Below are 25535 nucleotides of genomic sequence, written 5' to 3'. Positions count from 1 at the left end.
AAGACCGGCGAATGCGCCGAGAGCAGCTTGACGGCGGTGTTCGGGTTGATTATGATGGCCGCACCCTAATTATTTTTTGATGACACCGGAGACGATTGCATGAGTCAATACGGGACACAAGTTCTTGAAACAGCCGAATTTTTAAAAAGATATAGCCGCAATGCGCCCTTAATCGGCCTGATGACCGGCACCGGGCTGGGAGAAAGCACGGCGAAGGTCGAAATCGATGCCGCGTTTGCGTACCGGGAAATTCCAAATTTTCCGGTTTCCACGGTGGAGAGTCATGCCGGAAGGCTGTTGCTGGGGCGTCTGGCCGAAAAACCGGTGATAGCGATGCAGGGCCGGTTTCATTTATACGAGGGTTATACTTCCCGGGAAGTGGCGTTTCCCGTGCGGGTCATGCAGGCTATGGGTGTAAAATATCTTATTTTGTCCAATGCGGCCGGCGGGCTGAACACGGCCTTTTCACCGGGCGATCTGATGGTCATCGCGGATCACATCAACCTCACCGGCCATAACCCGCTGATCGGGCCGAACGAAGACGGCTGGGGAGAGCGGTTTCCGGACATGAGCCGGGTTTATGACCCGACGCTCGCAGCCCTGGCGCGACAGGTGGGCCGGGCCTGTGGCGCCGGCATGCAAACCGGGGTTTACGCCGGATTGATCGGGCCTTCTCTGGAAACACCGGCGGAGGTTCGGTTTTTAAGCACCATCGGCGCCGATGCCGTGGGCTTTTCCACGGTACAGGAAGTTATATGCGGCGGCCATGCCGGTATGCGGATTTTGGGGCTTTCCACCATTACCAATGTGCACACCCCCGATTCCCCTCAGCCGGCGTCGGTGGCGGACATCATTGCGTGCGCCGAAGGGGCGGCGACGAAAATGGGAGAGATGATTCAGGAGGTAATCAAACAAATCGATGAATGAGACTCCGCTGGATCTGCTGATTTCAAATGGCACCGTGCTGACGATGGATTCGCGCGCGCCCTTAATCGAAAACGGCGCGGTGGCGGTTCAAAATGACGGCATCGTGTGGGTGGGCCCCGCGTCAAATAGCCCGTGGAAAACCGCGAAACGGCATATCGACGCACGGGGCGGCATTATCATGCCGGGATTGATCAATACCCATACCCATGCCGCCATGACGCTTTTTCGGGGCATTGCTGACGATTTGCCGCTCATGAGCTGGCTAAATGACCATATTTTTCCGGCCGAAGCCGGTCTGACCGAAGAAAAGGTGTATTGGGGCGCCCTTCTGGCCTGCGCGGAAATGATACTGTCCGGTACCACCTGCTTTTGCGATATGTATCTCTTTGAGGGCGGGGTGGCGCGGGCTGCCGCGGATGCCGGCATGCGGGCTATTGTGGGAGAAGTGCTTTTTGATTTTCCGTCTCCCCATTACGGTGAGTTGGAAAAGGGTTTTGCCTACAGCCGATCCCTTGCGACCCAATGGAAGGATCATCCCCTGGTCTCTATCGCCATAGAGCCGCACTCGCCCTATTTGTGCGCGCCCGATCTCTTGCAGCGGGGCCATTGGATGGCCGAGGAGATGAATCTTCGGTTGGTGGTTCATGTGTCCGAAACGCAGAGCGAAGTAGAACAGATACGGGGAAAATATGGGGTGACGCCCGTGCGCCATCTGGCGAACCTGGGCGTGCTCTCCTCCCGACTGCTGGCCTGTCACTGCGTGGTTCTGGAAAATGAGGATATTTCACTTCTAAAGGCCCATGAGGTAAAGGTGGCCCATAACCCGGAAAGCAATATGAAGCTTGCTTCGGGCATCGCGCCGGTGCCGCAGCTCATGAATGCGGGCATTTGCGTGAGCCTTGGCACGGACGGGTGCGCTTCCAACAACAATCTCGATATGTTCCGGGAGATGGATACGGCCGCCAAACTTCACAAGGTTCATGCGCTCGATCCCACGGTCATGGCCGCGGCCGATACCCTTCGCATGGCGACCCTGAACGGCGCGGCCGCACTGGGGCTTGATGCCGTCACCGGGTCCTTGGTCGCCGGGAAAAAGGCGGACATCATCGTGATCGATACCCGAAAGCCCCACCTTACGCCCATGTACCGGCCCGAATCCCATCTGGTGTATGCGGCCTCCGGAAGCGATGTGATGCATACCATCATTAACGGCCGGGTCGTGATGGAGAATAGACATCTTCTGACCATGGATGTGAATACGGTCATGCAAGAGGTGCGGGAAATCGTAAAGCGGTGAGCATGGCCCCCACCTTAAGGGGGGAAAGACGGGATCGGTGAAATGATGCATGTTGACACATTGATAACCAATGGCACCCTTGTCACGGTGAATCCGGATTTCGACATCATTGAAAACGGCGTCATCGGGATTCGAGAAGGGAGGATCGTTCATATCGGTGAGGAGAATTCCATCCCTTTGGAAGCCGGGGAAATAAGGAATGCGCAGGGCGCTATCGTGCTTCCCGGCCTGGTGAATACGCACACGCATCTTCCCATGTCGCTGTTTCGCGGGCTTGCCGATGATTTGCCGCTGATGACGTGGCTGAACGAGCACATGTTTCCGGCCGAGGCGGCCCACGTGGCACCCGATTCGGTTCGGGCCGGGACGTTGTTGTCCTGTGCGGAGTTGCTTCTTTCCGGCACCACCACCTGCTGCGATGGGTATTTTTTTGAAGATGTCGTGGCGCAGGCGGTTTTGGAAGCAGGCATGCGCGCGGTTTTGGGCCAGGGCGTCATCGATTTTCCGGCGCCGGGCGTACCCGATCCCAGGGACAATGTGGCCCATGCGGTTCGGTTTATGGAAAAATGGCAAAACCGATCACCGCTAATTACCCCTTCCATCTTTTGTCATTCGCCGTACACGTGCAGCGCCGATACCATTCAAAAGGCCAAAGCCGCGGCCGAGGCAAAAGGGAGCTTGTTTCAGATTCACGCGGCCGAAACGCAGACGGAGTTGGTTCAAATTCAGGAAGCGCACGGCGCTTCTTCCATCGGCTACCTGAATCGGCTGGGCGTGCTGAATGCGCGAACGCTTCTGGTGCACACCATTTGGGTGAATGCGGAAGATATCGCCCTTATCGCCCGACAAAATGCGCCGGTTTCGGTTACCACGGAAAGCGAGATGAAACTGGCCTCCGGCATCGCCCCCATTTCCGCCTTTCTAACTGCCGGCATTACCGTAGGACTCGGCACGGACGGCTGCGCCAGCAATAACAACCAGGACATGTTTCAAGAGATGGACATGACGGCCAAGCTGCACAAGGCACATCTTCTCGACCCGACCGTCCTGAATGCCGAAAGCGTGCTGCGTCTTGCGACCCTGGGCGGTGCTGCGGCGCTGGGAATGGCGGATAGTATCGGCTCTCTTGAGGTGGGAAAACAGGCGGATCTTATTTTGATCGATACCCGGCAACCCCATCTGACCCCGATGTACTCACCGGTGTCCCATGTGGTGTATGCGGCCAAAGGCGCGGATGTGCGCGAGGTGATGGTGGCGGGGAAATGGCGGGTGAAAAACGGAAAGCTTGTGGACCTTGATGTGGAAGACATTCTGAAGCGAGCCAGTGCGTGGGGGCGCGTGATCGCGCGGGGCAAGTCATGACCAAAACGCAATTCATCGCAGCGGCGGGTGGGAATACGCCGGTTGATTTACTTCTCACGAATGCGCGGATCGTCAATGTTTTTTCAGGTGAAATGCTTCCCGGAAATATTGCCATTGCCGGATGCCATATTGTGGGCATCGGAGACTATGCGGCGAAACAGGTCGTAGACCTGAAAGGAAAAATCGTTGCGCCCGGATTTATCGATCCCCATCTTCATATCGAAAGCGCCATGGTGAGTGTAAGCGAGTTTGCCAGGGCCGTGCTGGCAAGGGGTACCACCACTGTGGTGGCTGATCCCCATGAAATCGCCAATGTTCTGGGCATCGCCGGGATTCGGTATATGCTTGACGCCGCCGAAGGCCAGCCGGTCAATGTGTATTATACGCTGCCGTCCTGTGTTCCGGCGACTGAATTGGAAACCGCCGGTGCTCGTCTTGCGGCCGGGGATCTATCGCCTCTGATGGCGCACGAGCGAATCCTCGCGTTGGCCGAAATGATGAATTTTCCCGGCGTGATTCACCGGGATTCTGCCGTTCTTGAAAAAATCGAGATAGCAGAAACGCACGGCAAAAAGGTCGACGGGCACGCCCCCGGACTTTCCGGAAAGGCGCTCAATGCCTATATCGGCGCCGGCATCGCCAGCGATCACGAGTGCACCAGCGCTTTAGAGGCCCGGGACAAGCTGCGGGCCGGGATGCACATCATGATTCGCGAGGGCACCGGCGCGAAAAATCTTTTCGATATTCTTCCCTTGGTCAACGCGGGCGACTGCCACCGCATGATGTGGTGCACGGATGATCGTCACCCGCAGGATCTATTGGAGAAAGGGCATGTGGATGACCTCATCCGCCGGGCGATTCAGGCCGGGCTTGATCCTGTTACCGCCATTCGAATGGGCACGTTGAATCCGGCCGAATATTTCGGCTTATCGCATTCGGGTGCCATCGGGCCGGGCAGAAGGGCGGATCTGGTGGTTCTCTCCGATCTTTCAAATCTTAAGATCGAATCGGTTTACTCGGGCGGCATTTTGTCCGTCGAGAATGGGTATGTCCTGCCGGGCATTTTGTTTCCGACCCTTCCGCCCCCGCCGCCGGCCATGAACGTGGGAATCAGCAAGCCCGATTTTTCCATTCCCCTGGCAGGGACCGATATTCGCGTTATTCAAATCATTCCGGATCAGATCGTAACCACCGCAGCCTTTGTGCCGGTATCCGTTAAGGAGAACAGGGCGGTGGCGGATACCCGTCGCGATCTGTTAAAAATCGCCGTCGTGGAGCGTCACAAGGCAACCGGCAATGTCGGTGTGGGGTTTGTGCGGGGCATGGGGCTGAAGCGCGGCGCTATCGGCGCCAGCGTGGCGCATGACTCCCACAATATCATTTTGGTGGGCGAAAACGATACGGATATGAACACAGTGCTTGCCCGCATTATAGAGATGGGCGGCGGTCTGGCCGTCGCCTGCGAGGGTCAAATCCTTTGCGAATTGCCGCTACCGGTGGCGGGCCTCATGTCCGGGGAGCCATTGGCGGTGGTTCGAAACAAACTGGATGAACTCACCTTGGCGGCAAGAAGCCTGGGTGCTGTTCTTTCTGATCCTTTTATGACGCTTTCCTTTCTGGCGCTTCCGGTTATCCCCGATCTGAAAATCACCGATTTGGGGCTGGTGGATGTGGCTTCCTTTAAGATCGTGCCGCTCTTCCAAAACCACCCTGACTCGGCCTTCCTGCCGTGGGAAATTGGCCGAAACGATGATCAAGCCCCATGTCGCCGTTAAAGCGGATGAATGTCGGGCGCTTCATATATATTAATTCGATATGTTTTCGCATGCACATTGACAAACTCGATTCTTGCCGTTATTTTAAGCCCATATTTCAGAGCAGGGAACGCTGACATCTTAATTCCCCCCTGCCATATTTATTAAGGAGGCACTCATGCTTAATGTAACGGAATCAGCAACAACACAGATTGGCGAATTTTTTAAGGGAAAAACGCCGACACCGATTCGGATTTTCCTTAACCAGGGCGGCTGAGCGGGGCCGGGACTGGCAATGGCTCTGGATGAGCCAACGGATCGAGATGAAAAATATGTGATTGATGGGTTTACCTATCTGGTGGAAAAAAGCCTGATGGAAAAGGCCAAACCCATTAAAGTCGATTTTCTGATAAACGGATTTAAACTTGACTGCGGTTTGGATTTCGGACCGCCCACCGCATGTGGTTCCTGTAGCACGACCGGCAGCTGCCACTAATTCGTACAAAACAAGTTACGGGGCCTCATTTCAAGATGTTGCCCCGTTTTTTTTTATTTCTTGCACTTAGCTGCAAGGAAAGCCCTGCTTTATGGTGCGCCTCTTTTATACCGGTTGACCTCCAATGGCGCTTCTGCTAGATTTACAAAATAGGTTTGCTTAAGTTCTTGACATGCCTTTGCGCGAAAAACACGGGAGAATGTCCATGAAAATATTGGTCACTGGCGGGCTGGGTTTCGTGGGACGGTATTTATCGCAGCACTTGCTGAAAAACGGTCATCAGGTCATTGCTTTGGGAAGAAGTCCTCATCCGAAGGGGATTGACCATTCGCAGTTTCAATACATGGCGGCTGACACAACTGTCGAGGGGGATTGGCAGCAAACGGTGTCTCAAGTCGATGCGGTGATAAACCTTGCCGGCCAGTCCATATTTCACCGTTGGGATGATTCCTATAAAGGCCTGATGTATGACAGCCGCGTGTTGACCACCCGCCACCTGGTTTCCGCGATTCCCGAAAATCGGGAAATGGTGTTTCTGAGCACATCAGCGGTCGGGTATTATGGGGATCGCGGGGAGGATATTCTGACGGAATCCGAACCCTGGCGGCAGGATTTTCTGGGAACCCTAAGCCGGGACTGGGAAGCCGAAGCATTAAAAGCGGAGCGTCCGGGCGTCCGGGTGGCCCTCATGCGATTGGGTGTTGTGCTGGGAAGGGGCGGCGGCGCGTTTGCAAAGATGGAACCGGCCTTTAAGCTGTTTGTTGGCGGTCCGATGGGCAACGGTGCCCATTGGTTCCCCTGGATTCATATGGCGGATCTGATTCGTGCGATTCATTTTTTGCTCGAAGAACGGGATGCCCGCGGGCCGTTCAACCTTTGCGCACCTGAACCGGTTCGAAATTCCGAGCTGGCCGAAACGCTCGGCCGGGTGCTGGACCGGCCCGCAATCATGTCCGCGCCGAAGTTTATGATACGCCTTCTTCTCGGGGAACTTGTCGACGTTCTGCTGTCAAGTACCCGGGCGGTTCCGGAGAATTTACTGAAAGCAGGGTTCACTTTCCGCTTTCCGGATATTGAATCCGCCTTGCTTGACCTGGTAAACAACTGATAGCCGTTTGGGAAAAATGGAGAAATCACGAGTGAAAAGGCCGGGTGCTTCTCATCATCCGGGGCAGGAGGATTCTTGATGATCGTTTTAATCACGTTGGCGGTCGTAATGACGGTGGTATTTTTATTTTGGTCGGTTAACGCCAAGAGAAAGAAAGCCGCTGATACGGTGCCGCAATATATCTGTTCCCATTGCGGCGAAAAACATTGCGACTGTCACAGAGATTCGGTCGCGTCACAAGGGCCAGGCAACTCATGAAAGCGAAGCATTCCGTAAAAAAAATACTGGTCGTGGATGACGAGGCGGATATGCGGATATTTGTTTCCACTGTTGCGGAAACAAACGGATATGAAGCAATTTCCGCGGAAACCGGTCAACAGGCGCTTGAAATGGCGTGGCATCATCGGCCGGATCTGGTGATACTGGACGTCATGATGCCGAAAATCGAAGACGGTATTCATACCTTTCATCAATTCAAGTCTGATGCCGTGTTGAAAGACACGCCGGTGATCATGCTTTCCGCCATCGCTCAAAAAACTTTTTTTCATTACGTCAAATTATTGAATCCGGTCGCCGGAGATAATTCGTATACACCCGAGGGGTATGTGGAAAAGCCCCCTGATGCCGAGGACTTGATTCAACTGATTCAATCCATCATTTGAATGCCCGGTTGTTTCCGGTGGGGGGAGCGTCCGTAATCGAAACCCGCATGCAAGGAGGTATGTTTCATGGCTGAATTCAGTGAAGTGATTCGAGACCGAAGAAGTGTTCGTAATTATGAAGATCGACCGATTCCGGAAGCGGTTCTATCCCATATTTTAGACGCGGCCAAATGGACCCCTTCCTGGGCGAACTCGCAGTGCTGGGAAGTGATCGTGGTCAAAGACCTCGAATTGAAGCGGCAGCTTCAAGGTGCTATGGAAAAAACCAATCCCGCATGGAAATCCATGGCTGCGGCCCCCGTGGTGTTGGCGATCTGCGGAAAACTGAACAGCTCCGGTTTTTATAAAGAAAAAGTTACGACCAAATTCGGGGACTGGTTTCTGTTTGACCTGGGCCTTTTTACCCAGAGCCTATGCCTGGCTGCGCAAGATCAGGGGATAGGATCGGTGATTACCGGGTTATTCGACCATAATCAGGCAAAAGCGATTTTAAAGGTGCCCGATGGCTTTGAGCTGGTGTCCCTGATTCCCGTCGGGTATCCGGCCAGAATTCCATCCGCCCCCAAACGACGGGAGCCGGTGGAATTTACCCATTACGAAACATTCTAATCGTGAGGACCATCTCCCAAAAAGGGAACACAACAACGGTTGATTAGGTACAGCCCGGCATTTTTTTGTAACGATTGGGCCAACCGGCCCCCCATAAACCAGGAGGCAACCATGGGAATCGATCAGGAACTCCCTCGGAATCATCTTGATTATTTGGACGATTTGACCGGCGACATTCGACCGGAGCGGCTGGAAAAAACGGTCGCCATCGGCGATAAAATCCGACAACTCAGGGAATCCAAGGGCATCACACTCTCGTCCCTGGCGGGTATGACCGGTTTTGACGAGGCGCTGCTTTCAGATATTGAAAATAAGGAAGTTCAACCCCAGCTAGGAACGGTTATCCGGCTTTCAAAGGCCATGGACAGTGCGTTTGGCAATGTGATTTCCGGCGAAGGCGATAAGCCCTTTTCCGTTACGCGAAAAACGGATCGAAAAACCATTCAGCGCTCTACCGGAAAGAAGGGGAAGCAGCACCTTTATTCATATAAAAGCCTCGCCGCGGATGTAAAAGGCCGGCACATGGAAGCATTGATGGTAACGCTGGCGGAAAATCCGGAAGGAGCCGTGAGCCTTCATGATGGCGAAGAATTTATCTATGTCTTGGAAGGGTCTGTCACCGCAAAGATTGGAGAAGACCACGTCATTTTGGCGCCCGGTGACAGCATTTACTACCATTCCGCAACGCCCCATCTGCTTGCTGCCGAAAAAGGGACGGCTACGATTTTAGCGGTGATTTACGCTGTTGAATGAAGATGACGTTATCATGCCGCATGGTTTCTCATGCTTTTTTTAAGCAGTTCTGAATAAGCATCCACTTGCGTGGATAAACTTTGAATCGCCTCGGCCCAAAATTCCGGCCGGCGAATATCGACGCCGAAAAGTGCCTGTATCATGGTTTCAACCGAAGCACTGCCGCTTTCTTTCAAAAACAGTTCATACCGTGAAAGAAACGCCTTGCCCTCTTGCTCAAAGCGCCGGTGCAGCGCCAAAGCCAGCAAGAAACCGAAGGTGTAAGGAAAATTATAAAACGCGACATCCGTGAAATAGAAATGAAGCTTGGAAGCCCAAAACAGGGGGTCCGCGCCGTTATCGAGAAGAATATCCCCATAAATCCGGTGCTGCGCCGAGCACATTATCTCCTTAAGCCGGGAAACCGGAACCACCCCTTCTTGCCGTTCTTCATAAAAACGTTTTTCAAATTCAAAGCGGCAGGTAATGTCCAAAAGCAGGACTGCCGCGCTGCATAGCTCGGCATTCAGCACGTGCAGTTTTTCGATAGGGTCGAGGCGGGGGTCATTCAGCAGCGATCGAGTGAGAATTCGCTCACAAAAAATAGATGCCGTTTCCGCAATGGGCATGGGATATCGTTGGGCCATGGGACGCAAATTGCCTATCAAGTGCCCGTGCCAGGCATGCCCGGCTTCGTGGGCCAGCGTTTGGACATCCGCCAGGGTGCCTGAAAAAGACATATAGATGCGCTGTTGCCGAATCAGTTTGGAATGAATGCAAAACGCACCGGGACGTTTTCCGGGGCGAAGCGCTGATTCGATCCATCGGGCATCGACCATGCGGGAAAAATAATCGCCCAATTCCGGGTACATCGATTCAAAAGCGTTCCGGACCATCGCGAGGGCCTCTGTCCAGGTGATATTGCCGGCGCTTGGCAGGGGTAGCGCCGCCTCTCTTTCGAAAAACCAAATTCCCTTGCGCTGAAGATAGGTTGCCTTGAGTCGGTAAACCGTCGAAGCCAAATTGAGGTGCGCGTAAACCGCTTCGTACATGGCGGCCAGGGTTTCTTTTTGAATGCCGGCGTCGAACAGGGCGGGCGATAGAAAATGATCAATTCCCCGATACCGTTGCAACGTTAAGCGGCCGCCGGCAATGGCGTTAAGCGCGGCGGCGCAACTATCGGCCTCGCGGGCCCATGCCCGGTTTCCCGCTTCAAACGCGGCGCGCCCGATTCGGTGATCCGGGTGAGCCAAAAGCCCGCGCAACTGCGCCATCGGACGTGTTTCCCGGTGACCGTCCGGAAAGGTCATGGTAAAGGTCAGCTTGCCGGACAGATCATGGTAGAGACGCTCCCAGGCGTGAAACCCGTCAATGTTCAGATCAGCGGCCAACGCCTCTTTTTCCTGATCCATGCGAAGGGATGCGTTTTGGCGCAACCGGTCCAGCGCATAGGAGATCTCCCGAAGTCGATCTCTTGCCAGAAATGGGCCGAGAAAACCGGGGTCGGCGCTGTTCAATGCCTGGCCCAACAACACCTTGAACTTTTCGATTCCGGCCGTCACGATGTTCAGATCGCCTTTGGCTTGTCCGTAGGCTTCATTGGCGGCATCGCAAGCTGACAACGCGTCGATATAGGCGGATAAGTGCTCTGTGCGCATGCCGATATCTTCTGCGCGAAGAACAAGCGCTTCCCATTTGGCGGCATTCTTAGGTGTCGGCGCGGGCATATCGGCCGCGTCCGTGAGCAAGGCACAGATATCCGCATGTAAGGCCTGTTTGAAGGTCACCAAATGCGGGCTGTGAAAATCCTGAAAAAATGCGGTCAGATCCCATTGCCCGCCGCCAGCATCTTCGCCTGAATGTTTGCCGATGTTGTTGGAACGCATTCCCATTGAATCCCTATTAGCCCGAGAGAGCGCTTCCGGGTTTAATCGAAGCGGCAGGAGAAACTCTGAGGGCTTCGACTGCCATTCCCTGCCTTTAAGTGCCATAAAATGTTCATTATGCCGCCCATATTTGGCAGGAACATGCCATGAATAACAATCACATTTTGGGCCAAAAAGCAACCTCTTGATAATCAAAGAAAAAAATATGATCACACTGGCACTGTTATTGCTTCGCTATGTCATGATCCGTACCGATGTATGATAATCGCAGCGATTTTCCGAAAAGAAAATCGCATTGAATGGCCAACAAAGCCTGAATTTCCGAAGACCGGTATGAGGGGGGATCTTGAAAAAGTGGGGAAATGACCTTTCGTCGTTGCTGGGCGAAACGATTGCCCGGAAAATGGCTACCAAGACCTTCCGGCGGTTTTTAGTGGTCTACATAGTATCCATGTTCTTTGCCATTTGGGCGGTAACAACCTCCGGAGTCGGCCAGCGAACCCTCAAAGCCCTCTTCTTCGATGCATCTGCTGATTATCCTTACGCCTATGTTCCCTGTGAGGTGTCATTCAACCTTGACGATCAGACCTTTTTAGAATTGAGAATATTGATTCCCTGTAAGGACAAATATCAGGAGAAAAGTCTGAGTCGTATGCTTCCCCTTATAAAAAATGAGATTATCACTGGCACGGGCGGTCGAATGGCGGCTCATATTCGTCAAAGAAATATGGCCACCTTGAAAAGTGACCTGACAGCCCTCGTGAATAATAAACTTTCGCATCCGGTGGAGACCATCTATTTCCAAAATCTTATCGCATTCAGAGTTTGGTCTCTGTAGAGAGCCGGCAACCCGTTCATCGAACTGAAATCACGCCTTTGCAAATCAAATCGAACCGATATTTCGGAACGGCCTCCATTTCGGCCTTGACCCGGTTTTGAAATGCCTATACAGTTAACTTCATTCATAAATTTAGCAAAAGGAGGTTTCGATGCCCGTTATCACAGTTTCCAGACAATTTGGTTCAGGCGGTCACACGTTGGCGCAAGTCGTGGCGGAAAAACTCGGGTACAAGTTCGTATATGAAGAGATCATCGATTCAATGGCGGAACAAGCCAAGATTTCCACTGAAAGCATAAAAGCGTTTGAATCCGAGGGGATTGACGGGCTTAAAAACTCCGGACGTCTTTCCCCGAAGCGGTTTATCGATCATATTTTTGATAGTCAGCGAAAATACATGGACGGTCCGACATATGTGCGCTTGCTCAATGAAATCATACCGCGCCTGGCGGAAAAGGATAATACGATTATTCTGGGGCGGGGCGCACAATTTATTCTGAAGAACCGACCCAATACCCTGCATATACTTTGCGTGGCGGATCAAGAGGATCGCAATCGCTTTATGCAGAAGCGATACGATTTGTCTGCCAGTGCGGCCGCAGATGCCGTGAATCGCCAGAGCAAGCGGAGAATGAAGTTGCTCAAGCTTTTTCATCATGAAGATTATGATCAGCCGTATTATTATGACCTGGTATTGAATTTGTCCAAACTGAGTATGGATCAAGCCGTCAACTTGGTGATCAGGTTGGTTGAGGCCAAAAAAGCGGCCGCTTGATTTTTTTTGGAGGAGGTCTTTCGTGCAACAATTCATGGACCGGCTCAGGTTTCGAGCCCCCGGAGAAATAGAATTTCACCAAGCCGTTCAGGAAATAATTGATTCGGTTCGGCCCGCTTTGGATAAGAATCCGGAGTTCGGAAAAGCGAAAATTTTAGAGCGAATCACAGCGCCGGAGCTTGTCATCATTTTCAGTGTTCCCTGGATGGATGACCGGGGAGAGGTACACGTCAATACAGGGTATAGAATCGGCATGAACAGCGCCTTGGGTCCATACCAGGGTGGCCTGCGGTTTCACCCGTCTGTTAACTTGAGCATTCTGAAATTTCTTGCCCTTCAGCAGGTCATGAGAAATGCTTTGACCACGATGCCCTTAGGTGGTGGCAAAGGCGGCTCCGATTTTGACCCGAAAGGCAAATCGGATAACGAGATGATGCAGTTTTGCCAGTCGTACATGCGCACCCTTTTTCGGCATATGGGGCCCAATACGGATATTCCCAGCGCGGATGTCGGCGTTGGTCCGAGAGAAATAGGTTATCTTTTCGGCATGTATAAAAAGCTTCGAAACGAATTTTCAGGGGCTTTCACCGGCAAAAACCTTTCCTGGGGAGGGAGTCTGATGCGACCCGAAGCCACCGGTTACAGTGTGGCTTATTTTGCCCAGGAAATGCTGGCGACGCGCAACCAAGAACTTGCCGGAAAGACCTGCCTTGTTTCAGGGGCGGGAAATGTCGCGCTTCATGTCGCGGAAAAAATCATTTCTCTGGGTGGAAAGGTCATTACCCTTTCGGATTCTGGCGGCTATATATACGATGAAGAAGGGTTGGATCATGGCAAATTGGCGTTTGTTAAAAACCTTAAAACCATTCAGCGGGCACGGATCAGCGAGTACGCACATGAGTATTCAAATGCGAGCTATACCCCGTTTGATCCCCAAAGAAACACCAATCCGTTATGGAACCACTGGGCGGATTGCGCCTTTCCCTGCGCCGCCGAAAATGAAATCGGCGAGGAAGATGCGTATCATTTAATTAATCAGGGCATTAAAGTTATCGCGGAAGGGGCCGACATGCCGTGCACACCGGAAGCGGTACGCATTTTCCATGATAAGAATATATTGCATGCCCCCGCAAAAGCAACCGGTGCCGGCGGCGCTGCAGTGGCCGGCCTGGAAATGGCTCAAAATAGCATGCGCCTCAGCTGGACGCGGGAGGAGGTGGATGCCAGGCTACAGACCGTTGTGAAAACCATTCACCGGAATTGCCTGAATATTGCAGCCGCGCATGGTGCGCCGGCGAACTATCATATCGGCGCCAATATTGCCGGTTTTGTTCGCATTGTGTCGGCCATGATGGACCAGGGGATTGTGTAACGGAATCAACGCGATTGATGGCTTAAGGCGGTATACCGGGGTGAAAAATGGCGGAAATACAATTATATGATGTGGTTATTCTCGGGACAGGGCCTGCCGGAATTCAGGCGGCCATCCATTCGGCAAGAAAAAAGGCCGCTGTCATCGTATTGGGAAAGGAAAGCGGCAGCAGCGCGTACAAGGCGCATGTGGAAAACTTCGCCTTTATTTTTAAAGTGTCAGGGGAAGAAATGCTGAAAACCGGCCGTATTCAGGCCAATGCTTTTGGCGCCGAGTTTTTGGAAGAAGATATTTTGCGGATTACGCCGAAAGAGTTGGGATACCAGGTATTGACTGAAAGCGGCTGTGAAATTGAAACCCGAACGATCATTATCGCGACCGGAACGTATCGAAACCAATTGGGAGTCCCGGGTGAAAAGGAGCTTCTCGGCAAAGGGGTCAGCTATTGCGTGGACTGTGACGGCAATTTTTTTCGAGGTGAAACTGTCGCGGTGATCGGCTGCGAAAGTGCTGCCGCGGACGGTGCTTTGACACTGTCCGAGATTGCGGGCACGGTCCATTTGGTCTGCGACCAAATGAACCTATCCGAATCGCTTGAAAGAAAAGTCAGAAACAGCAGGATTGTGCTTCACGAGACAACCGGTGTAACAGCCATTATCGGCAGCGACGCTGTCAACGCGTTGCTTTTAAGCGATGGCGTTTCCCTTCCGGTCAGTGGTGTCTTTATCGAGTTGGGCGCCAAAGGCCTTATGGAGCTTGCTTTGTCCCTCGGTATTCGGTTGGATGATGAGATGAAGTATATCGGTGTCAATCGGAAGCAGGAAACCAATCTCCCCGGTATTTATGCAGCCGGGGATATCTGTGGCCCGCCTTGGCAAATTGCCAAGGCGGTTGGTGAGGGATGTGTGGCGGGCATAGAGGCGGCTTCCTATGCGAAAAAATTGAGGGGGCAATGGAAAAGCAATATATTGTAGACGATATCAAGCTCGGAGAAGCCTGGCGGCTGTTCAAAATTATGGGTGAGTTCGTGGAGGGCGTGGAATCTTTGCATGATATCGGACCGGCGGCCAGCTTTTTCGGGTCGGCCCGAACAAAACCGGGAGATCCTTTTTATAAAATCGCAGAGAAAACAGCGGCGCTTTTCGCTAGAAACGGGTTTGCCGTCATTACGGGCGGTGGCGCAGGCATTATGGAAGCAGCCAACAAAGGCGCCGCCGAAGCCGGCGGCACCTCCGTGGGATTGAATATTTCACTTCCATTTGAGCAAAAACCGAATCCCTACGCCAATATCAAGATTGAATTCAAATATTTTTTCATCCGAAAGGTCATGTTTGTCAAATATGCCACGGCTTACCTTATCTTTCCGGGGGGCATGGGAACTTTAGATGAGCTTTTCGAAGCTGTTACGTTGATACAAACCCGGCGAATCCGTCCTTTCCCCTTAATCCTGGTGGGGTCTGCCTATTGGAGCGGTCTTGCCGATTGGATCAGGGAGCAGTTACTGGACCATAAAATGATATCCCCGGAAGACATGGATATTCTGAAAATTATGGATGACCCGCAGGAAATCCTCAAAGCCATCAAGCAAACCATAGTGCTCTGAAGATGCCCCTGGTCCGGCTTCACAAGATCGCATGCGGGCAACAACCAAATTAATTTACGATGACTACGGATAAGTTTTTTGCGGAATTAAACACTTTTTGAGAAACACTTCCGAGAAAAAACTCACGAACGCCGGAAAGCCCGCGTCGCCCCAACACGATCGTATCAAAGCCGTCCTCCGAGGCGGCCAATATATCTCGGGCAATTCCGCTTTTTCTGGTCTGAATCGTACTGGTGATATTTGCGGATAAAAATCCACTTGATATCAACAACGACTTGGCTTTTTCCATTGCCGCTTCAATCAGTTGCCTTTTTTTGGCTTCCAATACACAGAAACTGCTTTGTTGTGCTACAAAAAACTCCGTAAGCTCGGGACTATGCAATTCACATAAGGCTGCCGTGTCGGGGAGCACATGAAACAGGGTCACCTTGTTTTTGGGGTTGAACTTTGCACCAACAAATTCAACTGCGCGCATGGCATTTTCCGAGTCATCAAAAGCAATCAGTATATTTTGCGACATAGGCCACCTCCTGCATGATTTGGTAAAGTGTTTAATATGATTAAGCCAAAGCGATGATTCCACCCGTGAAGTTGCATCATATTCATTATTGCCAAATAGACGCCGTATGACAAGAAAAAAACAAGTGGTTGGCTTATAACTGCATAATATGCTTTACTGTTATTCCGGGGGAGGTATTCGCGAGTAAATCCTTGAGCTGTAACATACAGGCGGGGCAGGAAGTGGCAACTATCTTGGCACCGGTCGCTAATATTTTTTCCCGTTTTCGATTGCCTATTTGCATGGATAAATCGTAGTGCCGCCAATTAAAGATGCCGCCCATGCCGCAGCAGGTGTTTGTCCCCTCCATTTCAACCAGACGATAACCGGGAATGGCCCGTATCAATTGCCTGGGCTCTTTGAAGACCCCTAATGATCCGCTTAAATGGCACGGGTCATGATAGGTGATGGGAATCGGTTCTGATTCAACGGGCGGCGCCTTTTTCGGAATAGCGTTCAAATGGACTAAAAATTGGCTGATCTCCATGGTCTTTTCGGAAATCGCGGTGGTTTGGGTCGCCAAATTTTTGGAAACGATTCGGGAAAGCTTCGGCCACAGGGTCTTGATCATGGCGGCGCATGTGGCGCAGGCTGTCACCAGATAATCATAGGGTTGCGATGAGAGCAGGGAGACGTGGTATTGCATGAGACGGGCAAAAGCGGTTGAATCCCCCATGGATACCGCCGGCATGCCGCAACATCCCTGCTGCGGCGGAATAAAGAGGTGAACCCCGGCATGGGTAAGCGCGGCGGTTGCTGTTTGAGCAACGTCGGGGAAAAATTTATCCGTCAAACATCCCGCAAAAAAAATTACTCGGGGCATGCCGGGGCGGCCGGCCGATTGCTCCGGTAGCGCTCCTTTTCGTATGCTGTCGAGAAAAGATGCGGGGGCCAGCGGCACCATATGCCGGTCCCGAATGCGCGTCGGGCCGATGGGAATCGATACGGTTTCACGCTGGCATACCGTTTTCCCCAAGAAGATGTTTTGAACCCTGGCGGCAGCGGACAGCACCCTGTCAAAACGCTTCGGTTCCGCCAGAATCTGTTTCAATGCGGCCCGGTGAACGGCTGAGAGTCCCATGACCCCCTTTAAAATAAACCGTGCTTTGGAAAAAATCTCCAACACGTTCACCCCTGCCGGACAGTGATGCGCGCATGATCCGCACAGCAGGCAGCGATCGAGCCTTTCCATAACCCCCGCGGGGGTTTCAAACAGTTTGTCGGCAAGCGCGTCTAACATCGCGAGCTTACCCCGGGCGACATCCGCCTCGTGGCCGGTAATTTGGTACACCGGGCAAACGCTTAGGCATGATCCGCAGCGCGTGCATGCCGAAAGCAGCTTTTCAAGGCCGATCATTGATTCGGCGATGTTATGAATGGCGGGTGTCATGGCAAATCAGCTTTACAACGGTATACGGGACGTGTCAACTTGCCGGGGAATCAGCTTTCAAATATGGAAACTTTCTTTTGACAAAAAAGGGGCGGGAGCCTATGAAAAATGGTTGCTTGTTTTGCAACATTGGGTATCAATCTGATATTAATCAGTCTGGTAACATATTTTCGATTCGGCCTGAGTGGGCGTAACCGGGACAAACCAATTATCAGGAGGAACACATGGCTAAAATTGATTTTGGCGGCACTGTGGAAGACGTCGTGACATCAGAAGAATTTCCCTTGGAAAAGGCGCGGGCGATTCTTCAAAATGAAACGGTCGTGGTGCTGGGTTACGGAGTTCAGGGGCCCGGGCAGGCATTGAACTTGAAAGATAACGGCATTGCCGTCATGGTCGGGCAGCGGGAAGGGACCGCCTCCTGGCATAAGGCTGTTGCGGACGGATTTATTCCCGGAAAGACCCTTTTCTCAATTGAAGAGGCTGCCCGCAGGGGAACCATCGTTCAGTTTCTGCTTTCCGATGCCGGCCAGGTGGCGTTGTGGCCCAAGGTCAAAGAATGCTTGAATGAGGGAGACGCCCTGTTTTTTTCTCATGGATTCGGCGCGGTATACAAGGATCAGACCGGCATTATTCCACCGGCCAATATCGATGTCATTTTGGTGGCACCAAAGGGTTCGGGTCGCACGGTACGCACCAATTTTCTGGACGGCAGCGGTATCAACTCGAGCTATGCGGTATTTCAGGACTATACGGGACGGGCCGAAGAGCGAACGTTGGCCATGGGAATCGCCATCGGAAGCGGCTATCTTTTTCCCACCACCTTTGAAAAAGAAGTTTACAGCGATTTGACGGGTGAGCGTGGGGTTCTCATGGGATGCCTGGCGGGGGTGATGGAAGCTCAGTATCAAACACTTCGACAAAACGGGCACTCTCCCAGTGAGGCCTTTAATGAAACCGTGGAAGAACTGACGCAGAGTCTTATTCGCCTGGTCGCTGAAAACGGCATGGATTGGATGTTCGCCAATTGCAGCACCACGGCTCAGCGCGGCGCCCTGGATTGGGCGCCCAAGTTCCGGGATGCGGTATTGCCGTTGTTCAAAGATCTTTATCACAGCGTCATCACCGGAAAAGAAACCGCGCGGACGCTCGATTTGAACAGCAAGCCCGATTATCGCGAAAAGCTCCAGGTGGAATTGGATGCCATCAAAAATTCTGAAATGTGGCGGGCCGGTGCTGCGGTTCGCTCCTTGCGGCCCGAGAGAAGAAAAAAAAGCTAAACCGGGTTTGCTGTCGTTAATGGGTGTTATGCGCCGGCGAAAAACGCTTTCGCCGGCGCTTGTCGGCCCGACTAGTTTTGCCTATTCGTTTTTACGGCATAAAGCTTGGGCATGACCTGGTTTCGACCGGCGGCTTTGGCTTGATACAGCATGGTATCAGCCGCTTTTACCAGGCTGTCTTTGTTATCGTGTCCGCGTAGGGTGGCGACCCCGAAGGAAGCGGTTTTTCGAAGTTTCTGCCCGCCCGGAATCGTAATGTCAAGATTCTCGATAATGCCCTGAAGCCGCTGGGCCAATTCCATGGCCCGGGGCATTTTCGTGTCCGGCAACACCACAATGAACTCTTCTCCGCCATACCGTGATAGATAGTCCTCTTTTCGAATAGCCTTTAAAATCGCCTGTGACAAGGTTTTCAGCACGGCGTCGCCCGCCGGATGCCCGTACGTGTCGTTGACATGCTTAAAGTGATCCACATCAAACATGATGATCGATAAATCCCGATTGTGCCGTTTTGTGCTGGCGATGTGGTGGCTTATCAAACGGTCGAATTCCCGCCGGTTGTAACAACCCGTCAGCGAATCTAAGGCCACATCATCTTCCAGGCGCTTGATGCTTAGGTAATTTTTCAGTGCAACACCCAGCGTTTTAGTGATAATATCCAGGATTTCAGTGTGATGGGGAAGCATATATCGCTCCGGTAGAATATACATGCGCGCCAGACACTTTTCGTCCATCAGGGAATAGGAAAGCAGGTTCCGGTCATGAAATGTCAGCCAGTCATGGGGCTGGTGCGCTTGGTCATAAATTGAATGAACCTTTAGGTTTTGGATCGTCCCGAAATCTCGCTGAATCACACGCTTCAGGGGTTCCTGATAGATACGCGGATCAATCCAGATATCCAGCCGGTGTTTGTCTTGAACGGCAAAGGCAAATAGTTGATAGTTCAAAATATCCTTTAAACACCGGCCGGCTTCCTGCAAGATGGCTTCTAAGGTCAGGCCCTGATTGATGGAGAGGATGTATCGATTGAGGGTCTTGTAATCGATTTGCCGGGCCATACCACAGAGAGCCTGCGCTGCTGAGGCCGCATGTTTAAAAAACCGTTTGATTGGCAGTATCATAAGCATTTTTCCCTTTTATAAGCTCATCTTTAAGAGAGAGAAAGAAGAAGCGTTTGATTGAGTAATAAGCAAGCCTTGTGCCAAGATGAAATATGCCGTTCTTTAAGGGGCAATTCAAATATAGGCGCGGGAATTCGGCAATTTTTTCCTATTCGAACCTGAATATTTTTCCGTTGTTTTCCCAAAAGTTATAATCGCTTTTAGCGCCGTTGAAGGGAAGGGCGGGCAGGCTTGAGCGTCGATTTTGAATGGGGGCAAAGATGGGGATCGCCTGCCAAATTTTTGACGATCATCGGAAAAAACTCGCCTTCTTGCCCCTTGTCGTCAAATGGATGACAATTTGTTTTGATGGGTGAATCCATATTTATTAATTCTACCATCAAATTGAAATTATTCATCAATCGCTTAAGGGGCCGGTGAGTTTGATTGACAACACCGCTAAGTGCGCTTAATTTTTCCGGTAATGCACCGGGCATCATCGAAACAAGATTGGCGCAGAAATCATCGATGCATGGTTTTGACCCTCAAAACAAGGAGAAATAAAATGGCATTTGAAACCAAGGAAGAAATCCTTCATGATCTGATAGATAAGAAAAAACCCCTTTGCCCTCACTGCGGACATGAAATGAGCTTGTGGGAAGTGCCGCCGATCAACGTTGGTGACGGCCTGGGATGGGGAACGCCTTATCTCTATCTTTGCTTTAATGATGAGTGCCCGCTATATGTCGAGGGCTGGAATAATATGAAAGAAAACTACGGGCGAAATTCATCTTATCGTTGTATGTGCTATCCGGGGACGGAACAATTCGAAGGAATGCCGGTTTTCAGCCCGATCGGCGCTTCGGGCCAAGCCATCGACAATCAGGTGGTGATGGAGCAGGAGATGCTCAAGGAAAATATTAAACGAGGATTTTCCCTGTTGGCGGACTGTTATATTGCCAAGGATGGCGTCACTGTGCTCAGAATATTGACCGATGCCGGCGAGCCGGTTCGCGTTCGGCTTAAATCGGCTGAAATGATAGGCGATATCGGCGAGCTGGAGGCAATAGACCCGCTTCGAAGCCTAAAATTCGGCAATCACCTTCTTCAGGAGATGGTGAATAAGGCCATTGATAAAATTCATGCGCGCCATTTTACCAGAGAGTGCCCATTCTGCTCGGAAATCATAAAGCAGCGGGCCAACGTTTGCAAACATTGCGGCAAAGAAGTGGCAGGGGTGTAACCGGCCTGGTTATGGGTGAACATCTGCCACCTTCCACACAGCCAACGGGATTTTATCTATCAATTCGGAAATCTGCGTGGCAGGACAGGGGGTGGCATAGTAGCCGGTCCAACGATTGACTCTGGCGGCGGACACCGCAGCATTCGCCGGCTTTAGCCCCATACCGCAAAAAACGGTCAGCAGTCCGGTCAAGGTGTCACCGGTACCGCCGATAGCCTCCATGGCATCAAAGGACGGGTGCGCCACGGTTTCAATTACTGTGTCTTCAGTGACAATGTAATCGGTGTTGCCTTTCACCAATAGATGGTTGGCGGCGTTACCGTGTTGGTAAGCTCGCCGAATCAGATCCGGCACTCTATTGTTTTGGTGCAGAATAAACCCCCTGGTGTAAAAGGGATGCGGCGCGAGCTCATCCGCCAGAAATGCCAACTCCCCGACATCCGGGGTGAAAAAATCATAGAGGGGGGCCTGCCCGCTCATTTTTGCCGCATACATAAATCCCGCATCGGCAATTAGCGTCGGCCTTTGTTTCATGGTGTCCACCGCGAATAAAACCCGGTTATGCCAATCTACATCCGGTTGAAGATAATGAAAGGTCAGCACCTGAAAATCGAAATCGGGCAAATGCTTGGCCAGAAATTGATATAGGTGACGGCTGCCGTCTCCTTTGCCGATATCTCCGACCAAAAAGGCATATATCTCAGAACCCTTGATGCATTCGGAAGCCTTTAGCGCTGCCGCCAGAAGCGCGGGCGTGCCGCGATTGACGGTAATCTTTCGGGTGTTTATGGTGATATTCCCGTCGACCAGGGACACTTTCCCGTGAATCAGGGGAAACTCACGGTCTGGTACCGTACCGACAATGCCTAACATTTTTTGCATAATGCCTCGTAGGCGAGATCGAGGGCATATCCGCAGAGGGTATGCCCTATGTCTCTGGGTCTGGGCGCTTCCGCCACTGTTTTGCCCACCATTTCCTGCGCCAAAAAAGGCACGTCCGGACACCCGCCGCCTGAAATATTCACAATTTTCAAGCTTTTTTTTTCGATGGTGATTTTCATGTTGGCCGCTCGCACCATCAGATAATCGCCAAAATCCTTGGTGTGAAATAAGTCGACGGGTTTAAGCAATGGCGCTGTAACCGGCACTACCTGAAGGGGGGGAACCGCTGCGTTGGTCAATATCCTTATAATATTCAGCTCTTCTATCAACGGGAATTCAATGACCAAATCACAGCCGGTCTGAATTTCAGGCGGTGGCCCCATGACGCGAACAGTCCAACCGGACCTTTTAAGGACATTTTCAGCGTGTATCACGTCACTGGTATTTTCAAAAACCAGCAGTCCACAGTTTACGGATGCACTTTTTGCCTTTTTGGGGCGTGCCTGTTTTGGTTTTCCGAAAAATCTGCGCACGGCTTAAGCCTTCGTAATCGTGATGCGATAGCTTTCTCCTTGCGAAGAGACATCGGTTACCTGACACCCCTGACTGGCTGCGGCTCTTATGACATTTTCCTTGGATGTGTCCGTATCCACGATCACGAAGATTTCCTTTTCGGTTCCTTTTTTGATTTCATTCAGTGTCAAAATGACCGGCTGGGGGCAGGAAAGCCCTCTTGCATCGACAGTTGAACTCATTTTACCCCTCCTTATGCGGTTTTTCTTCTCATGGTAACGCCGATAAACAGACATACTAGAAAACCGATGATGACGGCCGCAATGCCGTAGGTGCCCAAGCCTTTGGGTGAACTTGCCAGTCCGAAATTATGGGCGAACCCGGCGCCCACAATCATCCCCAGCACAAAGACAGCGGCATCCCCATCCCCTTCACCGGAGAGAAACAGTTGCCGCCCGGGGCATCCACCGGCCAGCGCAAACGCCAGACCGGCCAGGGCCATGCCTAAAAAATTCCAGAGATGCAGGGTGTGAGCTACGGGCTGACTGTCAAACCCCACCTTAAACTGCCCCAGAATCAGGTTGGTTAAAAACGCGAAGAGCAGCAGGCTGATAAAACCGGTCAATAGGTGAATCTGGCCGAACAGGACCGTGTCCCGAATGGCGCCCATGGTGCAAAACCGGCTACGCTGGGCCAGAAAACCGATACTCAGACCGATGATTAACGCCAAAAACAGAGGTGCATGCATGGCGCCCGGTCCTTCCATGCTGTAAAACAGCACGCCGCTCTTGTCGTTGCCCGAAACTTGGGGAAAAACAAGCATTAATAAAAGAAATCCGAGCATGATCAGCGGGAGCATCCATCCGACGGTGGTGTGAGTTGCCTGTGAGCGCCCGAGAGTATATCCTTTTTTCAAAAAAAGCGTGCCGACCCAGATGCCGAAGGTCAGGCCCAATACCCCCGGAATCGCATTGGCGTCTCCCCCTGCAAGCCGCAATACGGCTCGCCATGGGCAGCCCAAAAAAACCAGCGCGCCGATCATGGCAAAGACCCCCAGAACAAACCGGACAATGGGCGCCGAGCCGACCCTTGGCCGAAACTCCTTAAACAGGTAGGCGGCCATCATCGACCCGAGCACAAATCCGATGATCTCGGGGCGAAGATACTGCACCACCGCTGCCCGGTGAAGCCCGAGCGCGCCGGCAATGTCCCGCTCAAAGCAGGCCACACAAATCCCCATGTTTCCGGGATTGCCCAGTTTCTGCAATACAGGGGCGATAATTCCGATAAAAGCCCCCACCCCGATGATGCCCCATCTTGTAGCAAAAATGTTTTTCCCTTGCATCTTTTGTTCCCCCCCTCTCTTTTTTCCCAGAGCGCGTTAACCGGTAAACGGACACAAAAACTCACTGGCATGATAGATATGCTTTTCCCCACAAAACGGACACGGCACGGTCAGCGCCACCTTGGCATTCAGCGTTTTGTTTCCCGCCGCGTCGGTGATGACGCCTTGGTTTTCCAATACGGTAAAATCCGCACTTTCAAACACCTTGTTATGAGTCGGGCAGAAAAAAATGAAATTGATCATACGGTCCTATAAACTGCTGCACAGATACTATCCCGTGTCCGGTTTCATATGGGTGATGACGGTTTAGAAGCCGGCGGCGAACTGAAGGGTAAGAATGGTATTATCCTGAAGCAACGTATCCGTGATTTCCTCCTCCTGATCGATGAACGTCAGGTCCAGGGTGATTTTGTTTCCCGCGCCCTTTAGGTAGTAATTGATGCCGAATCCGTAAATAAAAGTGTCATCGTCACCTTTTTCGTCGGAACTGATATTCTGAACGTGGGCACAGGGCTGCAGGTTGCCGGGGCCGAATGGATGGCCGAAATAATACCCTGCGCTTGCGGATATCAGATTTCCGTCATCTCCCGCGCTAAAATTCGTCCATGAAATGGCGTTGGCATTGTGTGAAATATCAATATAGGAAACGGAAAGCGTCAGGTTGTCGCCGTTTGCCAGGGGGTGATCGAAATGAAGATCAATGGTCCAGGCGGCATAATCATCTTCTTTAGCGCCGATAACCATATCCTGCTCAAAATCGAAGCCCGCACCGAAGGCCAGTATATGCTTGCTTCCCAGATAAGTGCCGGCGTTAAACCAATTGGTTTCAGGATCAAAAAGGTTAAGACTCAGGCGTCCGGCAAAACGCACGTTGTCATCCGGATTTTTGGCATCGCTTTCTTCCCCGTCGCCGACCATCAATCGATATTGCAGTTTATCTTTCAGAATATTGCCCCACAGCGTGATGGCATCGTCACGGCCGACCGTACTCGGATAAAAAATACTGCTGCGCAATCCGCCCTGACCCCAGTCAAGGTCGACTGTCAGCAGGGACTTGGTGGAGGTGGTGCCGTAGTTGCGGGTAAAGGGGATATACATGCGGCCGACCTGTACCATAACATCGTCACCAGCAAGTTTATAATTAATCCAGCCGTCCCGCAGGGCAATGCCCGACCCCAGGCCGTCGCCCGAATTGTTCGTAATTTCATCCATTCCCAGTTTGTCCCCGGCCAAGTGAACAAAGAAGCTCAGCGCCGGGGTGACAATGCCTTCAAGATAAAAATAGCTGCGGCGGACAAGAAAATCGTTTGCGTTGTCATCCACTGCGCCGTCATCATCCGTGTCCATATCGGAAACAAACTGATACCAGGCTTGTCCCCACCAGCCGGCGCTTAAGGAAATATTATCCTTTTTGTAGATTTCCATAGACATGGCAATGGCGGGTAAAAGCAACGTAACAGCGAGCACCCCTATCATTTTTTTCATCTTTATTCTCCTTTTGATCCTAATGAATTACTTTATAGAACGGCATGCGGTGATGTCAGTCGCAGCCTTTTTGTACTTTCAAACGGATGCGGTTGACGATGCCGAGGGCTAAAAATCCCGGTAAGGTGACTCTTATTCAGTGACAAAGACATAAATGTCAAATACGTAATTACGATATACTTTTGATATGTTATTGAAAATTTCGATGGTAAGCATTTTCTCCTTAATAATCAGGAAGCACTTGCGGTTAAACCGCGAACTGTCTTTAATCCCAAATCGGCCGTGGCATACCCCGGGACGTGAAAGCCCATCCATTT

General features: G+C 51.8%; 26 protein-coding genes. 16 read left to right on the top strand and 10 right to left on the bottom strand.

Annotated elements, in window-relative coordinates; translation table 11 throughout:
- Window positions 1-99: 99 nt before the first annotated feature.
- From RBT11_09750 to RBT11_09710, 9 genes are all read left to right on the top strand, one after another.
- The gene (locus RBT11_09750) at window positions 100-927 is read left to right on the top strand and encodes a purine-nucleoside phosphorylase (GenBank protein MDX9787050.1); all 828 of its coding nucleotides are present in this window, start codon (window positions 100-102) and stop codon (window positions 925-927) included.
- Window positions 920-2224 carry an amidohydrolase gene (locus tag RBT11_09745; GenBank protein MDX9787049.1) on the top strand — a complete coding sequence of 435 codons (1305 nt, stop codon included), beginning with the start codon at window positions 920-922 and terminating at the stop codon, window positions 2222-2224. Before RBT11_09750 ends, RBT11_09745 begins: the two co-directional genes overlap by 8 nt.
- Window positions 2225-2266: 42 nt before the next feature.
- The gene (locus RBT11_09740; protein ID MDX9787048.1) at window positions 2267-3586 is read left to right on the top strand and encodes an amidohydrolase; all 1320 of its coding nucleotides are present in this window, start codon (window positions 2267-2269) and stop codon (window positions 3584-3586) included.
- The gene (gene ade, locus RBT11_09735) at window positions 3583-5361 is read left to right on the top strand and encodes an adenine deaminase (GenBank protein MDX9787047.1); all 1779 of its coding nucleotides are present in this window, start codon (window positions 3583-3585) and stop codon (window positions 5359-5361) included. The genes RBT11_09740 and ade overlap by 4 nt, the downstream gene beginning before the upstream one ends.
- Before the next feature lie 274 nt (window positions 5362-5635).
- Window positions 5636-5836: a hypothetical protein gene (locus RBT11_09730; protein ID MDX9787046.1), complete on the top strand. Its 201-nt coding sequence runs from the start codon at window positions 5636-5638 to the stop codon at window positions 5834-5836.
- Between the two features lie 205 nt (window positions 5837-6041).
- On the top strand, window positions 6042-6944 hold the full coding sequence (locus RBT11_09725; protein ID MDX9787045.1) for a TIGR01777 family oxidoreductase: 903 nt from the start codon (window positions 6042-6044) through the stop codon (window positions 6942-6944).
- Window positions 6945-7198: 254 nt separating this feature from the next.
- Window positions 7199-7606, top strand: coding sequence for a response regulator (locus RBT11_09720; protein MDX9787044.1), 408 nt, complete (start codon window positions 7199-7201; stop codon window positions 7604-7606).
- Between the two features lie 66 nt (window positions 7607-7672).
- Window positions 7673-8215: a nitroreductase family protein gene (locus RBT11_09715; GenBank protein ID MDX9787043.1), complete on the top strand. Its 543-nt coding sequence runs from the start codon at window positions 7673-7675 to the stop codon at window positions 8213-8215.
- A gap of 111 nt (window positions 8216-8326) precedes the next feature.
- Window positions 8327-8968, top strand: a complete 642-nt coding sequence (locus RBT11_09710) for an XRE family transcriptional regulator (GenBank protein MDX9787042.1) — start codon at window positions 8327-8329, stop codon at window positions 8966-8968.
- An 11-nt stretch (window positions 8969-8979) separates the two neighbouring features.
- Here RBT11_09710 and RBT11_09705 read toward each other — a convergent pair whose 3' ends face one another.
- A complete protein-coding gene (locus RBT11_09705; GenBank protein ID MDX9787041.1) occupies window positions 8980-10833 on the bottom strand; it encodes a M3 family oligoendopeptidase in 1854 nt (617 codons plus the stop codon).
- A 346-nt stretch (window positions 10834-11179) separates the two neighbouring features.
- Between RBT11_09705 and RBT11_09700 the strand changes: the two genes are divergently transcribed.
- From RBT11_09700 to RBT11_09680, 5 genes are all read left to right on the top strand, one after another.
- On the top strand, window positions 11180-11671 hold the full coding sequence (locus tag RBT11_09700) for a hypothetical protein (protein MDX9787040.1): 492 nt from the start codon (window positions 11180-11182) through the stop codon (window positions 11669-11671).
- Window positions 11672-11822: 151 nt separating this feature from the next.
- Window positions 11823-12446: a cytidylate kinase-like family protein gene (locus tag RBT11_09695; GenBank protein MDX9787039.1), complete on the top strand. Its 624-nt coding sequence runs from the start codon at window positions 11823-11825 to the stop codon at window positions 12444-12446.
- Window positions 12447-12468: 22 nt separating this feature from the next.
- The gene (gene gdhA / locus RBT11_09690) at window positions 12469-13818 is read left to right on the top strand and encodes an NADP-specific glutamate dehydrogenase (GenBank protein ID MDX9787038.1); all 1350 of its coding nucleotides are present in this window, start codon (window positions 12469-12471) and stop codon (window positions 13816-13818) included.
- 47 nt (window positions 13819-13865) lie between these two features.
- Window positions 13866-14792: an FAD-dependent oxidoreductase gene (locus RBT11_09685; protein MDX9787037.1), complete on the top strand. Its 927-nt coding sequence runs from the start codon at window positions 13866-13868 to the stop codon at window positions 14790-14792.
- A complete protein-coding gene (locus tag RBT11_09680) occupies window positions 14771-15421 on the top strand; it encodes a TIGR00730 family Rossman fold protein (GenBank protein ID MDX9787036.1) in 651 nt (216 codons plus the stop codon). The genes RBT11_09685 and RBT11_09680 overlap by 22 nt, the downstream gene beginning before the upstream one ends.
- Window positions 15422-15470: 49 nt before the next feature.
- On the opposite strand, the gene RBT11_09675 is transcribed toward RBT11_09680, so the two are convergent.
- Complete coding sequence (locus tag RBT11_09675; protein MDX9787035.1) at window positions 15471-15941, bottom strand: universal stress protein; 471 nt, start codon at window positions 15939-15941, stop codon at window positions 15471-15473.
- A gap of 133 nt (window positions 15942-16074) precedes the next feature.
- Window positions 16075-17370: a (Fe-S)-binding protein gene (locus RBT11_09670; GenBank protein MDX9787034.1), complete on the bottom strand. Its 1296-nt coding sequence runs from the start codon at window positions 17368-17370 to the stop codon at window positions 16075-16077.
- 224 nt (window positions 17371-17594) lie between these two features.
- Between RBT11_09670 and ilvC the strand changes: the two genes are divergently transcribed.
- Window positions 17595-18650 carry a ketol-acid reductoisomerase gene (ilvC, locus tag RBT11_09665; GenBank protein ID MDX9787033.1) on the top strand — a complete coding sequence of 352 codons (1056 nt, stop codon included), beginning with the start codon at window positions 17595-17597 and terminating at the stop codon, window positions 18648-18650.
- A gap of 71 nt (window positions 18651-18721) precedes the next feature.
- Here the strand turns inward: ilvC and RBT11_09660 are convergent, their stop codons facing one another.
- Entirely contained in the window at window positions 18722-19771 is a 1050-nt protein-coding gene (locus RBT11_09660; GenBank protein MDX9787032.1) for a GGDEF domain-containing protein, read from the bottom strand.
- 544 nt (window positions 19772-20315) lie between these two features.
- Here RBT11_09660 and RBT11_09655 point away from each other — a divergent pair.
- Window positions 20316-20993, top strand: coding sequence for a zinc ribbon domain-containing protein (locus tag RBT11_09655; GenBank protein ID MDX9787031.1), 678 nt, complete (start codon window positions 20316-20318; stop codon window positions 20991-20993).
- Window positions 20994-21002: 9 nt separating this feature from the next.
- On the opposite strand, the gene RBT11_09650 is transcribed toward RBT11_09655, so the two are convergent.
- From RBT11_09650 to RBT11_09625, 6 genes are all read right to left on the bottom strand, one after another.
- Window positions 21003-21875 carry an NAD(P)H-hydrate dehydratase gene (locus RBT11_09650; protein ID MDX9787030.1) on the bottom strand — a complete coding sequence of 291 codons (873 nt, stop codon included), beginning with the start codon at window positions 21873-21875 and terminating at the stop codon, window positions 21003-21005.
- A complete protein-coding gene (locus RBT11_09645) occupies window positions 21860-22408 on the bottom strand; it encodes a DUF3343 domain-containing protein (GenBank protein ID MDX9787029.1) in 549 nt (182 codons plus the stop codon). The genes RBT11_09650 and RBT11_09645 overlap by 16 nt, the downstream gene beginning before the upstream one ends.
- A gap of 3 nt (window positions 22409-22411) precedes the next feature.
- Window positions 22412-22630: a sulfurtransferase TusA family protein gene (locus RBT11_09640; GenBank protein MDX9787028.1), complete on the bottom strand. Its 219-nt coding sequence runs from the start codon at window positions 22628-22630 to the stop codon at window positions 22412-22414.
- Between the two features lie 11 nt (window positions 22631-22641).
- On the bottom strand, window positions 22642-23733 hold the full coding sequence (yedE, locus tag RBT11_09635; GenBank protein ID MDX9787027.1) for a YedE family putative selenium transporter: 1092 nt from the start codon (window positions 23731-23733) through the stop codon (window positions 22642-22644).
- 36 nt (window positions 23734-23769) lie between these two features.
- The gene (locus RBT11_09630; GenBank protein ID MDX9787026.1) at window positions 23770-23976 is read right to left on the bottom strand and encodes a hypothetical protein; all 207 of its coding nucleotides are present in this window, start codon (window positions 23974-23976) and stop codon (window positions 23770-23772) included.
- A 63-nt stretch (window positions 23977-24039) separates the two neighbouring features.
- Complete coding sequence (locus RBT11_09625; protein ID MDX9787025.1) at window positions 24040-25218, bottom strand: hypothetical protein; 1179 nt, start codon at window positions 25216-25218, stop codon at window positions 24040-24042.
- Window positions 25219-25535 lie beyond the last annotated feature (317 nt).

This window comes from Desulfobacterales bacterium (assembly GCA_034003325.1).
In the GTDB taxonomy this organism is placed as follows: Bacteria; Desulfobacterota; Desulfobacteria; order Desulfobacterales; family JAFDDL01; genus JAVEYW01.
Note: the sequence above shows the minus strand (reverse complement) of the source record. Positions and strands in the feature narration are given on the sequence as shown.

What these genes read in the sequence shown, in the direction of transcription:
- RBT11_09750 (MDX9787050.1), top strand. Translation starts at nt 100, where the DNA reads ATGAGTCAATACGGGACACAAGTTCTTGAAACAGCCGAATTTTTAAAA.
- RBT11_09745 (MDX9787049.1), top strand. Translation starts at nt 920, where the DNA reads ATGAATGAGACTCCGCTGGATCTGCTGATTTCAAATGGCACCGTGCTG.
- RBT11_09740 (MDX9787048.1), top strand. Translation starts at nt 2,267, where the DNA reads ATGATGCATGTTGACACATTGATAACCAATGGCACCCTTGTCACGGTG.
- ade (MDX9787047.1), top strand. Translation starts at nt 3,583, where the DNA reads ATGACCAAAACGCAATTCATCGCAGCGGCGGGTGGGAATACGCCGGTT.
- RBT11_09730 (MDX9787046.1), top strand. Translation starts at nt 5,636, where the DNA reads ATGGCTCTGGATGAGCCAACGGATCGAGATGAAAAATATGTGATTGAT.
- RBT11_09725 (MDX9787045.1), top strand. Translation starts at nt 6,042, where the DNA reads ATGAAAATATTGGTCACTGGCGGGCTGGGTTTCGTGGGACGGTATTTA.
- RBT11_09720 (MDX9787044.1), top strand. Translation starts at nt 7,199, where the DNA reads ATGAAAGCGAAGCATTCCGTAAAAAAAATACTGGTCGTGGATGACGAG.
- RBT11_09715 (MDX9787043.1), top strand. Translation starts at nt 7,673, where the DNA reads ATGGCTGAATTCAGTGAAGTGATTCGAGACCGAAGAAGTGTTCGTAAT.
- RBT11_09710 (MDX9787042.1), top strand. Translation starts at nt 8,327, where the DNA reads ATGGGAATCGATCAGGAACTCCCTCGGAATCATCTTGATTATTTGGAC.
- RBT11_09705 (MDX9787041.1), bottom strand. Translation starts at nt 10,833, where the DNA reads ATGCGTTCCAACAACATCGGCAAACATTCAGGCGAAGATGCTGGCGGC.
- RBT11_09695 (MDX9787039.1), top strand. Translation starts at nt 11,823, where the DNA reads ATGCCCGTTATCACAGTTTCCAGACAATTTGGTTCAGGCGGTCACACG.
- RBT11_09685 (MDX9787037.1), top strand. Translation starts at nt 13,866, where the DNA reads ATGGCGGAAATACAATTATATGATGTGGTTATTCTCGGGACAGGGCCT.
- RBT11_09680 (MDX9787036.1), top strand. Translation starts at nt 14,771, where the DNA reads ATGGAAAAGCAATATATTGTAGACGATATCAAGCTCGGAGAAGCCTGG.
- RBT11_09675 (MDX9787035.1), bottom strand. Translation starts at nt 15,941, where the DNA reads ATGTCGCAAAATATACTGATTGCTTTTGATGACTCGGAAAATGCCATG.
- RBT11_09670 (MDX9787034.1), bottom strand. Translation starts at nt 17,370, where the DNA reads ATGACACCCGCCATTCATAACATCGCCGAATCAATGATCGGCCTTGAA.
- ilvC (MDX9787033.1), top strand. Translation starts at nt 17,595, where the DNA reads ATGGCTAAAATTGATTTTGGCGGCACTGTGGAAGACGTCGTGACATCA.
- RBT11_09660 (MDX9787032.1), bottom strand. Translation starts at nt 19,771, where the DNA reads ATGATACTGCCAATCAAACGGTTTTTTAAACATGCGGCCTCAGCAGCG.
- RBT11_09655 (MDX9787031.1), top strand. Translation starts at nt 20,316, where the DNA reads ATGGCATTTGAAACCAAGGAAGAAATCCTTCATGATCTGATAGATAAG.
- RBT11_09650 (MDX9787030.1), bottom strand. Translation starts at nt 21,875, where the DNA reads ATGCAAAAAATGTTAGGCATTGTCGGTACGGTACCAGACCGTGAGTTT.
- RBT11_09640 (MDX9787028.1), bottom strand. Translation starts at nt 22,630, where the DNA reads ATGAGTTCAACTGTCGATGCAAGAGGGCTTTCCTGCCCCCAGCCGGTC.
- yedE (MDX9787027.1), bottom strand. Translation starts at nt 23,733, where the DNA reads ATGCAAGGGAAAAACATTTTTGCTACAAGATGGGGCATCATCGGGGTG.
- RBT11_09630 (MDX9787026.1), bottom strand. Translation starts at nt 23,976, where the DNA reads ATGATCAATTTCATTTTTTTCTGCCCGACTCATAACAAGGTGTTTGAA.
- RBT11_09625 (MDX9787025.1), bottom strand. Translation starts at nt 25,218, where the DNA reads ATGAAAAAAATGATAGGGGTGCTCGCTGTTACGTTGCTTTTACCCGCC.